The sequence below is a fragment of the Flavobacterium plurextorum genome (assembly GCF_024638035.1).
Classification (GTDB): domain Bacteria; phylum Bacteroidota; class Bacteroidia; order Flavobacteriales; family Flavobacteriaceae; genus Flavobacterium; species Flavobacterium plurextorum.
The window spans coordinates 3445210-3460098 of sequence record NZ_CP100442.1 but is presented as its reverse complement, the minus strand read 5'-3'; the positions used below and the strand labels follow the sequence as shown (position 1 = coordinate 3460098).

At 36.3% G+C, this 14889-nt stretch carries 7 protein-coding genes; all 7 read left to right on the top strand.

What is annotated here, in order from left to right; translation table 11 throughout:
• Window positions 1-385: 385 nt before the first annotated feature.
• The 7 genes from NLG42_RS15405 to NLG42_RS15375 all read left to right on the top strand — a co-directional run bounded on the left by NLG42_RS15405 (window position 386) and on the right by NLG42_RS15375 (window position 14789).
• Window positions 386-3535 (top strand): SusC/RagA family TonB-linked outer membrane protein, encoded by a 3150-nt coding sequence (locus tag NLG42_RS15405; protein WP_165768029.1) that lies wholly within the window; start codon window positions 386-388, stop codon window positions 3533-3535.
• Between the two features lie 17 nt (window positions 3536-3552).
• Window positions 3553-5439: a RagB/SusD family nutrient uptake outer membrane protein gene (locus NLG42_RS15400; protein ID WP_089056737.1), complete on the top strand. Its 1887-nt coding sequence runs from the start codon at window positions 3553-3555 to the stop codon at window positions 5437-5439.
• Window positions 5440-5644: 205 nt separating this feature from the next.
• Window positions 5645-6610 (top strand): ROK family protein, encoded by a 966-nt coding sequence (locus NLG42_RS15395; protein WP_257681492.1) that lies wholly within the window; start codon window positions 5645-5647, stop codon window positions 6608-6610.
• Window positions 6597-7844, top strand: coding sequence for an MFS transporter (locus NLG42_RS15390; RefSeq protein WP_257681491.1), 1248 nt, complete (start codon window positions 6597-6599; stop codon window positions 7842-7844). Before NLG42_RS15395 ends, NLG42_RS15390 begins: the two co-directional genes overlap by 14 nt.
• 172 nt (window positions 7845-8016) lie before the next feature.
• Window positions 8017-9396 (top strand): sulfatase family protein, encoded by a 1380-nt coding sequence (locus NLG42_RS15385; RefSeq protein ID WP_089056734.1) that lies wholly within the window; start codon window positions 8017-8019, stop codon window positions 9394-9396.
• A gap of 15 nt (window positions 9397-9411) precedes the next feature.
• A complete protein-coding gene (locus NLG42_RS15380; RefSeq protein ID WP_233206967.1) occupies window positions 9412-12105 on the top strand; it encodes a DUF4962 domain-containing protein in 2694 nt (897 codons plus the stop codon).
• A 5-nt stretch (window positions 12106-12110) separates the two neighbouring features.
• Window positions 12111-14789, top strand: coding sequence for a DUF4962 domain-containing protein (locus tag NLG42_RS15375; RefSeq protein ID WP_257681490.1), 2679 nt, complete (start codon window positions 12111-12113; stop codon window positions 14787-14789).
• Window positions 14790-14889: the final 100 nt, after the last annotated feature.

Genomic DNA, 14889 nt, shown 5'->3' with positions numbered 1-14889 from the left:
CAAAATCAATAGTATTTTGGACGTTTTCAAAACTGTCATTTTAGGTCGATTTCTATATTTGTTTCTATCAAATAATAACCAACATGACTAATCAAAAGCTAATGAATCAATTTTTACAAAAACATCTTTTGTTTACAAGACAAAAAATCCCTAAGTCATTTTTTCAAGTTCATAAATTGTTATACTTTTCTCCAAAAACAATCATCGGCCGATTGTGATTTAAAAAGAATACAATTTAAGAGACATTAAACCAAACCTTATTAAAGCCAATCGTTAACTGCCGGAAAAATAATGCATCAGTAACTTTTGCCTTACAAGGTTAAAACTAACTCAAATATTAGCTATTTGGAATAAGCCAAAACTTATTCCGGTTAAAACCAAAATTATGAAAAGGACTCTATTTTTATTTTTACTGCTGACAACTTGCGTGATGTACGGGCAAGATGTTATTACAGTTAAAGGTGTTGTAACCGACTCCCAAAATATGCCTATGCCTGGGGCAACCGTTTCTGAAAAAGGAACTAAAAACAGTACAATTACCTCTATGGATGGTGAATATCAAATTAAAGTAAAATCTAATGCTGTATTAGTATTTTCTTTTATTGGAACCAAAACTACTGAAGAACAGGTAAAGAACAGAACACTTATCAATACAAAGCTTATTGACAATGCCAATAATCTTGATGAAGTTGTTGTAGTTGGATATGGAACAAAAACACGAAAAAACCTTACTGGTGCAATATCTTCTGTAAAAGGAACTGAAATAGCTAAAATTCCTGTACAGGATGTAGCGCAGGCAATGCAAGGTCGTATTGCCGGATTGCAAGTAACTATGCCAGACGGAACTCCTGGAGCACAGCCTTCATTACGAATTAGAGGAGGAACTTCGATCACGCAGAGTAACGAACCTCTTTATGTAGTCGATGGAGTAGCACAAACTGGCGGTCTTGCCTTTTTAGATCCAATGGATATCGAATCTATTGATGTCTTAAAAGATGCATCCTCTACTTCTATTTATGGTGCGCAAGGTGCAAATGGAGTAATTTTAGTAACTACAAAAAAATCTGCTGGCGGAAAACTTAGATTAAGCTACGATACTTATGGCGGTATAAAAACAATTGCCAAAACATTACCGGTAATGAACCCGTATCAATACACACAATTGGTTTACGAAAGTGCGACAGATGACACCAGAATGCAAAAATACCTAAGCACTTTTGGAACTTATGATGAAATGGAAGGACTTTACAAAAACAGAGCGGGAATCAACTGGCAAGATGAAGTTTTTGGAAATGCTGTTGTAAATCAGTATCATAAAATAGGTATCAGCGGCGGCGAAAGTGATACAAAATACAATGCTTTTTATTCTGTTAATAATGATCAAGGAATTATGATTGGCAGTGAATCTTTAAAAAACATTGCAAAATTGCAGGTAACACAAGCAATAAGCAAAAAATTTACGGTTAATGCTATTGTCAATTATTCTAATCAAAAAATTACAGGATTATCTACAAATGATGGTGGAAATGCTAGATTAAGTATGCTGCAAACTCTATTGCAATATCGTCCTACGATTGGAAAAAATGGTTCTGATGATGATCTTAAATATTTATTGATTGATCCTTTAGATAATCAAGCTTCACCAGCATTTCAAAGTCCGCTTATCACTATTGACAGCCAAAAAAGAGAAACAGTAAATCGTTCTATCAACATGAACTTTCAACTTTCGTACTACCTTACACCAAAATTAGTTTACAGCGGTTTGGTAAGTTACACGGATAACAGCGTTAAAAGTAAGTACTTTAATGGTGCTGAAGGAATACAAGCTATCAGATCTGGTGGAGCAAACGGAGGTATTACACATAATCTTTCGACTCGTTTAAATTACAACAACGTATTAACTTACAATAATACATTCGCTAAAAAGCATAAACTTAGTGTAACAGCAGGTCAAGAGTATATTTACAATTATTCTGAAGGAATTTCAGCATCAGCATCAGCATTTCCTAATGTAAATTTAGGATGGGATAAATTACAGCTTGGTACAATTGCCGCAATTCCAACTTCATTTGCTGAAGACGATAAATTATTATCATTTTTCGGAAAAGCCGATTATTCATTCAAAAGCAGATATTTACTGTCGGCAAGTTTACGTGCAGACGGTTCTTCTAAATTTGGAACTGAAAATCAATGGGGAGTTTTCCCTTCGGTTTCTGCCGCTTGGAGAGTTATTGAAGAAGATTTCATGAAAAACATTCCTGCATTTTCTGATTTAAAATTCCGTTTAAGTTATGGAGAAGCTGGAAATAACAGAATTGCAAATTATGCTGCTTTAGGTATTTTCAATTCAGGATCATATCCTTTAAACAATCAAGTAAATATTACTGCTTTTCAAAGTAATCTTCCAAACCCATATTTGAAATGGGAATCTACTAAATCGACCAATTTAGGTTTAGATTTAGGATTCTTTAAACAACGTATCTCTCTTACTACCGAGTTGTATGAAAATCGTTCAAAAGATTTACTTTACAACACTCGTGTTCCTGCTAGTTCTGGATTTAAAAAACAATTCCAGAATATTGGAGCAACTTCAAACCGTGGTATAGAATTTACCTTGAATACAACTAATGTTAAAAATGATAATTTTAATTGGAACACCACTTTTAATATTGCTTTCAACAAAACAAAAGTCCTTAGTTTAAGCGAAGGCGAAACATCACTTATTACCAATAGTTATACAGACAAAAATGACTACATCCTAAAAGTGGGACAGCCAGTTGGCGTAATGTATGGTTATGTAAACGATGGTTTGTATCAAGTAAGTGATTTTGATTATAACGCAACTGCCGGCACTTATACTTTAAAAAGTGGTGTAGTAAGTGATAATCTTGCTGTACAGCCTGGTTACATTAAATTTAAAGACATCAGCGGTCCAAATGGTACTCCAGATGGTGTTATCAATGATCTTGACAGAACCGCAATAGGAGATGCAAATCCAAAATATACAGGAGGTTTAAACAATACTTTCAGTTATAAAGGGATTGACTTAAGTGTTTTTCTTGATTTTACAGTTGGTAACGATATTTACAATGCAAACGTGCTAAACAATTCAAGGCTTAATTTAGACAATCTAAATACATTTGCCATGTTTGCTGATAGATGGACAACTATTAATGCTGCTGGACAACGTGTAACTGATCCTACTGAATTAGCTGCTTTAAATGTTGGTAAAACGAACCCTGCTTTTAATGGTAACACTACAGGACGTTTGTATAGCGATATTATTGAAGACGGTTCTTTTTTAAGAATCAACAATATTAGTTTAGGTTACACACTGCCAAAAGCATGGCTGAAAAAATCGTATATCTCAAATTTGAGAGTTTATTTTACAGCTTATAATTTATATGTATTTACGAAATATTCAGGATTTGATCCAGAAGTCAGCGTACTTAATAATGCGATTACCAGAGGAGTAGATTTTAGTGCTTATCCAAGAAGTAAATCCTTTATCACTGGTTTAAATATTTCACTATAATTTAAAGATTAGAAAAAATGAAAAACAAAATATTTTCCTCTGGAGCAATTATAGCAGCGAGTGTATCTTTTCTTTTACTGCCGCTTAATTCATGTGAAAAAGAATTAGAAGTTACACCCTATTCTTATTTTACAACAGCCAATTTCTTTAAAACTTCAGACGAAGCCAATATGGCTGTATTAGGAGTTTATGAAGCAATGTCCTCTTTTGACAGTTATGGATGGAATATCTCTATACTTTTTGATACTGATACTGACATTCAACAAATCAACGGTTTAAGTGCCGATGACTGGCGTATGATTCCACATTATCAAGGTATTTCTCAGACAAACGTTTTTTATGCCGTTTGGAGCAAATTATATGAAGGAATTGACAGAGCCAATGTTGCGATTGAAAGAATTCCGCAAATGGCCTTGTACACCGAAGGAACTCAGGCTCAAAAAGACCAATTAAACAAATTCATTGGTGAAGCTAAATTTTTACGCGGCTTTTACTATTCTGAGTTAGTACGTTTATGGGGTGATGTTCCTTTTAAAATAAAAAGTTCACAAGCTGGAGATGATTTAAAAGGCGGTCTTGTAGACAAAAAAGAAATCTACACACAGATTATCAAAGATATGCAGGAAGCTGCCCTTCTATTGCCAGAACAAATCCCTACAGATGAACGTGTAAACAAATGGGCTGCTAAAGCTATGCTGGCAAGAGTTGCCCTATTTGCCGGCGGATATTCATTAGGTGCTGACGGAACGATGAGTCGTCCTGCCAACTATAAAGATTTTTATAAACTGGCACAACAACAAATCAATGAAGTAATGGCACAAAACCCGTATAAGTTGAATCCATCTTATTCAAAGGTTTTTAAGAACCAGTGTCTGCATGTTTTAGAGCCTACTGAAAACATTTTTCAAGTTGCCTTTTACAATCCTGCAGGATATAGAGAAAACTCTTCTAACATTGGTAATTTTAATGGTGTAACTACCGCAAATGGTTTTTATTCTTCGACCAACTCAAGATGTGTTGTTCCAAAACCTTTTTATAACGGATTTAATGCAGCAGATCAAAGAAGAGATTTCTCGATTGCCATGTACACACTAAATGCCGCTGGAAATAAAGTAGCACTTTTAACTACAAGACAAGACGAGAGCTGGACGGTTGGAAAATGGAGCCGTGAATTTCAAACCAATTCAATTCAAGAAAAAGCATACAGCCACATTAATTGGGTTATTATGCGCTATTCTGATTTGCTTTTAATGCGCGCCGAAGTAGAAAACGAATTAAATGAAGGTCCAAATGCTATTGCTTACGATGCAATTAATCAAGTTCGCAGAAGAGGTTTTGGTGCCGACGTGCAAGGAAGCCGTATTGCTGTTGACTTAAAGACAAAAGGTACTGGATATAGTTCTGCAGCAAATGTAGTAATCCAAATTACAGGTGGCGGCGGTTCTGATGCTTCTGCGGCTGTTGTAACTTTAGCAAGCGGCGCTATCAACACAATTGCAATGTTACGTACTGGAGACGGTTATACTTCTGTACCAACTGTTACAATTACAAGTGTCGACGGAAAAGGTTCTGGCGCAACAGCAACAGCTAGAATTTTGCCAAAACCAACCACAGCAGAGATGAATTTGCCAACAGGTCTTGACAAAACTAGTTTTCTTAAAGCTCTTCAGCAAGAAAGAGCTTGGGAACTTTCTTTCGAAGGAATGAGAAGAGCCGATTTAATTAGATGGGGAATTTTAGGAGATAAAATAACTGAAACTGCTAATGCCGTAAAACTTATTCGTTCCAACTATTTCTATCCTTCAGTTGGAAACTTTGTAGCAGGAAAGCATGAACTTTATCCTTATCCTCAGAATGAAACCGATGTAAATAAAAACATTACACGACAAAATCCTAAATATTAAACGAGCGGTTCTTGAATCTTTACAATTCATTTTCCCTTCAAAAAAATATCTTTTTAAAACATTAATGCAGGACCTTGTTCTGCATTAATTGTTTCATCTGAGTTGAAAACGACATTTTTTCATTTAATGCAACTAAACCATTGCATTCAATTTTATCCTCCGATGCTAAAATAAACTCTTCACGAGGGTAATTAAAATTACAATTATGATAAACTTATATAATTCTGAACTGCCTTCATCCTACGCAGTTGGAATCGATATTGGCGGTACCTCACTTAAATGCGGTCTTGTTAATGAAGAAGGCAAAATTTTACTGTCCTTTCTAGTTCCATTACAGAATGCCGGCACCCAAGAAGAAATTATACAACTAATCGCAGACGCCATCAACCAATGCACCTTGCAATTAAAAAAGCCAATTGCCGGCGTGGGTATTGGTTTTCCGGGTCTTGTCGAAAATAACGTAATCATTGGCGGTGCAGATAATTTACCTGGTTTTGAAGAATTACCACTAGGCATTATTTTAAAAGAACTAACTGGTCATACTATTGTTATTGATAACGATGCTAATTTAATGGGACTTGGCGAATTAACCTACGGTGCGGCAAAAGATTGTACTGATGCTGTTTTTCTAACAGTTGGCACAGGTATCGGCGGAGCTATTATGATTGATAAAAAACTTTACGGCGGTTTTAACAATCGCGGCGGTGAACTAGGTCATATCATAATACAGCAAAACGGCTTGCCCTGCACTTGCGGCGGACGCGGCTGTCTGGAAGCTTACGCCTCTATTACTGCTTTAATTGAAGATTATAAATCTCAAAGTAAATTTTCTTCCGAAGAAATTGACGGTAGATATATTGTCGAAAAATACCATATTGGAGAAAAACATGCCGTTCGTGCCATGGAACGTCATTTTGATTCATTAGCCGCAGGTATTGCCAGCTTTATAAACATCTGCAGTCCGCAAAAAGTAATTATAGGCGGTGGAATCAGCGAAGCAGGCACGTTTTATATCGACGAATTAAGATACCGAACAAAAACCTTGTCTATTCCTGCTGCTTCGGTTCATACCCAGATTGTTGCTGCCAAATTAGGAAATAAGGCAGGTATATTGGGCTGCACTGCAAATGTTTTTCAGAAACTTAAAATGGAACTTTATGAAACGAAATAATTTTCTGGTTGTAATGATTCTTGTTATTTGGTTCGTAATCTCTTTTGTAACCAGTATTTTAGGTCCATTAATGCCTATAATCATTCAAACATACAAACTCAGCCTTACTATGGCTGCTTTTTTACCTTTCTCGTTCTTTTTAGCTTATGGAATTATGTCAATTCCCGCTGGAATACTAATCGAAAAAATGGGAGAAAAAAAGGCAATGCTTCTAGCCTTTTCTTTAAACTTAGCCGGCTCAGCAGCCTTTGCCATAAATCCTCTTTACAGCACTGCGCTAGGCTCTTTATTTGTAATTGGATTAGGAATGGCCATGCTGCAAGTTATTATTAACCCGTTGATGCGCACAGCAGGAGGCGAAGAAAACTTTGCTTTTTACTCTGTTATGGCACAGCTTACATTTGGTTTAGCCTCATTTATCAGTCCGTTTGTTTTTACCTATCTCTTGCATCAAAACAATGCTTTCCTAGACTTTATTTTTAATAATCTTGTTCAAAATAATCTAAACTGGACGATCTTATACTGGTTGTTTACTTTGATTTTTATAATAATCATTTTGGTAATTGCACTTCTGAAAATACCAATTGTAAAACTCAACGATGATGAAAAAACTGGAACTTCTCAAGTATATTTACAATTGCTGCAAAAACGAGAAATTTGGCTTTTCTTTTTAGGAATTATCGCTTATGTAGGTACAGAACAATCACTAGCAAACTGGATGTCTGAATTTTTAAGAAGCTATCATGGCATTGACCCCGCTTCTAGAGGTGCAAGTACTGTTGCTTGGTTTTGGGGAGCCATGACTTTTGGCTGTTTACTTGGACTTGCCGTTTTAAAACTTTGGGACTCAAAAATAGTTTTAAAAGCAGCCAGTATTTTCTCCATGATCGTATTAATTGCTGCATTATTTGGTGATTCAGAAATGGCTGTTGCGGCATTTATAACTTTAGGTTTTACCATTTCAGTTATGTTTTCAATTGTATTCTCGCTGGCACTTAATTCTACACATAAACATCATGGTTCCTTTTCTGGTATTCTCTGTTCTGGTATTTTTGGCGGTGCACTCGTGCCTCTTATTATTGGAACTTTAGGTGATTATATTGGACTTCGTTATGCTATGTCTTTTCTGTTTTTTACGCTTGGATATATTTTATTTTTAGCTTACAGCGCAAAACCTATCATTAATAATAAAACTACCAAACTGAAGAATATTTTCAAAAGCGAACAAAATTAAAGTGCAAAATCAGTATGAAATACCGCACAGGTATTGATTTTTAATTAAAATTAATAGCATTTTGTACAAAATCAAAACTATCTTAAATCAATGATCCCTAAATTCGTTTTGTACTTTCAAAGACTCTATGTCCTATAAAAAGACAGCTAGCTATTAAATAAACCAGACCATTATGTTATTTAAAAAAACAATAGTACTATTATCTCTAGCAGGTTTGATCGCCGCCCCGTTTGCGAGTAAGGCTCAAACCAGCGATCGTCCCAATATTCTAATTATAATGACCGATCAGCAGACTGCTGATGCTATGAGTATTGCAGGAAATAAAGATTTACATACACCAGCAATGGATAAACTAGCACAAAATGGTGTCCGTTTTACCAGAGCATATTGTGCGCAGCCTTTGTGTTCGCCGTCACGCAGTTCAATTATGAGCGGAAAAATGCCTTTTGAGAATGGTTTCATCGGAAATGCTCCAGAGAAAGACGGACAATGGCCGGAAGATTTGCTTATGATGGGGAAAATTTTCCAAAACGGAGGATATAAAACAGGTTATGTTGGAAAATGGCATTTGCCTGTACCAACGGCAAAGAAAAGCCAGCATGGTTTTGAATACATCGAAAACACTAATTTTCAAGATTATAATGATGCGGCAACTCCATCGTTCTGTGCGCGCTTTATCAAAGAAAACAAAGACAAACCATTTTTGCTTGTCGCTTCTTTTTTAAATCCGCATGACATTTGTGAGTGGGCGCGCCATGAAGATCTAAAAATGGATGTTCTAGAAAAAGCTCCACCCGCAGCGCAATGTCCACCCTTGCCACTTAACTGGAAAATTCCAGATCATGAACCTAAAATTGTACGTGAACAGCAAAAAGTAAATCCAGGAACCTATCCAAGTGTAAACTGGACTGAAGATCAATGGCGTCAATACCGTTGGGCTTACAACCGCTTGGTAGAAAAAGTAGATGTTTATATCGAAATGGTTCTCGCCTCTTTAAAAAAATACAATATCGAAAAAAACACCATCATCGTTTTTACAGCAGATCATGGTGACGGTTACGCAGGTCACAGCTGGAACCAAAAACAAATATTATACGAAGAATCAGCAAAAATACCTTTCATTATTTCGAAAATAGGTCAATGGTCACCACGAACTGACGAAATGCTGGTTTGTAACGGAATCGATATTATTCCGACCATCTGCGGATTTACCGGAGTACAAAAACCTAATTATTTAAAAGGAATCGATCTTAGCAAAAAAATAGCCAATCCAGCGCAAAACCTGCGCGATACTTTGGTTATTGAAACCGATTTTGCCGATAACGAAGATCTTTTAGGCATCAGCGGACGCGCTGTAATTTCAAAAGATTTTAAGTATATCGTTTACAATAAAGGCGATTTAAAAGAACAACTATTCAATCTAACCAATGATCCAGGAGAAATTACAAATCTAGCCGTTAATTCAGCCTATAAAAAACAACTGAATGAAATGCGTCGTTACTTAAAACAGTGGTGCAAAGAAAACGGAGATACTTTTCAATCTGGGTTATAAACCAAAAACAAGATTATGCTGCATAAAAAAGCATTTATGTTATTACTTTTTGTAATTACATTTCATATATATGGTCAACAGCCAGCGACAATTAAATTAACAGCCGAAACACTGCATGGCAGACTTAGAGAATGGCCTTATCCTGCAAATGGAGTGACCATCAATACAAATGCGCCTGCTTTACTTTGGCCGGGAACAAATGGCGAAAAGAAAATTGTGCTTTCAGGAGATATTGGAGATGATTTTACCATTGATCCAAAAATTCACCATGTGGTTTACAAAGTAATACTGGCTTCTGATCCTGATTTTAAGCAAAACTTAATCAGCAGCGAAGAGCAAGAATGGGCAATGTATCCGCTTCATCAGCCTTTAAAATCTGGAAAATGGTATTGGAAATATGCTTATCGTCAGAAAAACTCACAAAACTGGGTTTGGTCGCCTTCATATGATTTTATCGTTAATCCTGCAGCTGTAAATAATCCCGTTTCACCATCAGCCGCTACGGTTTTACAGCGTGTAAACGGACAGCATCCGAGGCTTTGGAATATGAATAAAATAGGGAACGATTTTTACTTAAAAAACCTATCTAATCCTGAAGCTAAAAAATTTATCGCTTACGCTGAAAAATTAATGCTGGAGCCGCTTCCCGAAGAAAAACCAAGACGTTACATCGATACAACCGGCAAATCTGAACTTCAGAAAAAAATCAATATTGAAGCCATGTATCACGGTTTTGGAGATATGGTGGGCAATCCTGTACGTAATCTTTGTATTGCGTATCAGCTGACTAAAGACAAAAGATTCATTTTGGATGCTAAACGCAGAGCACTCAATATTGCCAAGATGAATCCAGACGGTTTAGCTACTCGCGATGATTTTACAGGAGGAGCAATATTAGAAGCTGTTGCATGGTTTTACGATGCTGGATTTGAATTTCTAAGCTCTGACGAAAAAACATTTTTAAAATCTGTTATCAAATTACGCGGTGAACGAATTTACCGTCATCTTCCAAACCGCTTCGAAATCAACATAAACGACAATCACATTTGGCAGATTACATTACGAAATCTTGCAATAGGCGCCGTAGCAACTGTCGACGAAGTACCCGAAGCTAATAAATGGCTGACTTATATTTATGAAGTCTGGTCTGCCCGATTCCCTATTTTAAGTAATAATGACGGCGGATGGCATGAAGGCAGCGGCTATTTTAAAGTAAACTTTAGATCGTTTATTTACTTATCTCAATTATTAGGAGATTTAAGCGGTGTAGATTATTTTCAACTGCCTTGGATGCAAAACCTTCCATATTTCCTGCTATACACACATCCATCGGCGGCTTCATGCATGGCTATGGGCGACATGTGGGAAAAAGAACCTAATATTGCTAAAATCGACGCTTCGTTTGCTGATGCTCTTACGTACAGAATAAACAATCCTTTTCTTAATACTTATGTAGCTGCAATTAAAAAAGACTATCCGAACTACTTTACAGGAACAGATGATTTATTGCTTTATCGATTAATAAACTATAAATCAGAACGAAATCTGCCTGAATCGTCATTTAATGAACTTCCGAAATCACGTTGGTTTCAAGACATGGGAATCGCTGCTATGCATGAAAATCTATCTGATACTTCTAAAAATTTAAGCAGTTATTTCTTTAGCTGTCCAATAGGTTCTTCTGGTCACGGTCATGCTTCACAAAATGCATTTACTATTAACTATAAGGGCAAAACAATTTTTGGAGGCACTGGCTATTACAGTAATTTTAGTGATCGTCACAACCTTTTAGATTATCGCACTTCAAGAGCTTATTCGACTATTCTCGCAGATAGTCTGGGACAAAAAATTGGCGAAGATGGTTATGGCTGGACACCACGTTTTATTACAGGAAAACACATTCAATATGTTTTGGGCGATGCTGCAAAAGCTTACGGTCCTATTACAAATGAATTCTGGCTGGATCGTTTTCAAAAAATTAATGTCGTACCAAATGAAGCAAATGGATACGGACAGCGAAATATTACCCTATATCGCAGACATTATCTGCAGTTAGAAGAAGGTTATGTTGTGATTTACGATGAACTGGAAGCTGAAAAACCAGTAAAATGGACAACTCAATTTCAAGTGCCTTATTACACAATTGAATCGAAAGAAACAGCCAACAGTAAACAACAGAATTTTACCGTAAAAACAGATGTAGGTTTAGTCAATACAAGTGTTTTTGCCAATACTGATCTTAAAATGCAAGTGCACGATAAGTTTGCCGAAGCTGCCGTAAACTGGAACAAAGTAACTGGCCCAGACGGAAAAATTTTCGAATATAAAAATCAGTGGCATGCGGGAATAACTTCAACGCCAAGTAAAAAAATGCGTTTTCTAACCGTCATTAAAATCGATGGTAAAGCTGCGGAAATCATAAAACCTGTCGCATTAGAAAATGGAAACATTCAGCTGAATTTTGGCAGCTGGGAGTTATCTGCACAATTAAATAGTGATCAAGCTCCAATGTTAAACATTAAAAATGAAAAATTAAATACGGCTTTTAATTACGGTGCTTCTTCTATTAAACTAGGAAAAAAAACGTATCAACATCAAACCAGCGGAAGCTCAATGCTTGTTGAAACTATCAATAACAAACCAATGCTGCAAGAAGTAATCGATGAATTACCAGATGTCGCAAAATATGATTCTAAAACTAAGTTATAATTACCATGATAAAAAAAATAAGTTTTGCGATCTTACTAATTCTAAGTGGTAAACTAGCTGCACAGCAACCTGCAGAAATTAAACTCACTGCCGAAAAACTACATTCTAGAGTACGCGAATGGCCATATCCTGTAAACGGAATAACAGTGCCTACAAATGCTCCTGCTCTGCTTTGGCCGGGAACAAACGGTAAAGAAATGGTGAAACCAATGGAAAGCGGCAGCGCAATTCCAGAAGATCCAAATATTGGCAACGTACGATACAAAGTAATGCTGGCAAGCGATAAAAACTTTACTAAAGATTTAATTACCAGTAACGAACAACGTTGGGCAGTTTATCCTTTGCATCAGGCTTTAAAATCTGGAAAATGGTATTGGAAATATGGGTATGCCTTAAAAAACAGCAATCAATGGACGTGGTCTTCAACGTACGATTTCGTTATTGATTCAAAATATGCAACACAAAAAGTTTCTCCGCCTGTAAACGAAGTTTTAAAACGAAATGAAGGAGCACATCCGCTTTTGTGGGATATGCGTACAATTGGCGAAGATTTTTACAAAAACAATCTAGATAATCCTGAGGCTAAAAAGTTTATCGCTTACGCGGAAAAATTAATGCTTGCTCCTCTCCCAACAGAGAAACCGCAACGCGTAATTGATACAACTGGTAAAAATCCATTAGAAAAAAAGATCATTATCGAGCGAATGTATCATGGTTTTGGAGATGCTGTTGGTACTCCTGTTCGTAATTTATGTATTGCTTATCAGCTTACTAAAGACAAGCGTTTCATTTTAGATGCCAAACGCAGAGCCATAAACATTGCTAATATGAATCCTGACGGACTTGCAACTGGCGATGATTTTACAAGCGGTGCAGTACTTGAAGCTTTAGGCTGGTTTTACGATGCAGGATATGATTTTTTATCACCAGATGAAAAAGAGCTTTTTAAAAATATCATTAAACTGAGAGCAAAAAGAGTTTACGATCATTTACCAAATCGTTTTGAATTGCACGTAAGTGACAATCATGTCTGGCAGATTACTATGCGAAATCTTGCTATTGCAACCGTTTCAGTAATAAACGATGTGCCCGAAGCAAAAGAATGGCTTACTTATTTGTATGAAGTATGGTCGGCGCGTTTTCCAGTTCTTGGCACAACAGACGGCGGCTGGCATGAAGGAAACGGCTATTTTAGAGTCAACTTTAAATCGATTATCTACCTGTCGCAAATGTTTGGCGATTTTAGCGGAGTCGATTATTTCAAATTGCCTTGGATGCAGAATCTGCCCTATTATATGCTTTATACACATCCTAATAAATCGGCAAGTACCGCAATTGGAGACATGTGGGAGAATATTCCGTACATTGTAAAAGGCGAAGCTTGGTTTGCAGATGCGCTGACTTACAAAATTGATAATCCTTATTTAAACTGGTATGTTGACGGAATAAAAAAAGAATATCCGTCTTATTACCACGGTACAGATGATTTCCTGCTTTTCCGTCTTTTAAATTTTAAACCAAACCGAAAATTACCTGTTTCATCCCCTTCAGATTTGCCTAAAACACGCAAATTTGGAGATGTAGGAGTTGTTGTCATGCATGAAGATTTAGCCAATGCCGATAAAACTTTAAGCAGTTATTTATTCAGCAGTCCGTTTGGTTCTTCGGGACATGGGCACGCTTCGCAAAATGCTTTTACAATTAATTATAAAGGAAAAGTAATCTTTGGAGGAACCGGTTATTACAGCAATTTCAGCGACAAGCACAATCTTTTGCATTATAGATCTACAAAAGCATACAACACTATTTTGGCCGACAGCTTAAACCAAAAAATAGGCGAAGAAGGTTACGGATGGATTCCGAGAGCGATTTCAGGAAAACGCATACAGTATGCTTTAGGAGACGCCAGCAATGCTTACGGCGAAATTAAAAGCGAATTCTGGCTGAACAGATTTGAACAAATTAAAGTTGTACCAAGCAAAGAAAACGGCTATGGAGAATCTGGCGTAACCTTATACAGAAGACATATGCTCCAATTAGAAGGCGGATATATTGTTTTGTACGACGAACTAGAAGCCAAAAATCCAGTTAAATGGACCACACAGTTTCATTGCCCATATTACACTATTGAAGGTCAGAACGCAGAAAAATCGAATCAGCAGCAATTTGTCGTAAAAACAGACTTAGGAAATGTTACTGCTAATGTTTATGCCGAAAGTCCGCTAAAAATGGCTGTACACAATCAGTTTTTTGAAGCTGCAGTTAACTGGAATAAAGTTACCGATGATGAAGGTAAAATTAAAGATTTTAAAGACCAATGGCACGCCGGAATTACCTCAGAACCTAAACAAAAATTTAGATTCTTGGCTATCATTCAAATCAAAGAAGGTAAAACAGAAGTCATTAAAACCTTATCAAACGTTAATGATTTAAAGCATTTACAAGTGGGAGATTGGGAAATTTTAGCGCAGTTAGACGGCAAGAAAACGGCAGCATTACAAGTAATTGGCAAAACCGCAAAATCAGCATTTAGTTTTGGAAATCAATCTATAGAGTTTGAAGGAAAAAAATATGCACCAAAAATTGCAGGAAGTTCTGTATTACTAGAATTTTACAATTCTAAAGTAAACAAACAAGAAGTTGTTGACGAATTGCCAGATGCGGCTAAATACGATAAAAATTAAAAGAATAAAGTGTTTTCTTTTTGTTTAAATTTAGAGTTAAATTATCAATAAACTATTAAACACAGAGGGCTATGCGGAAAAAAGTCATTTTCTAAAAACA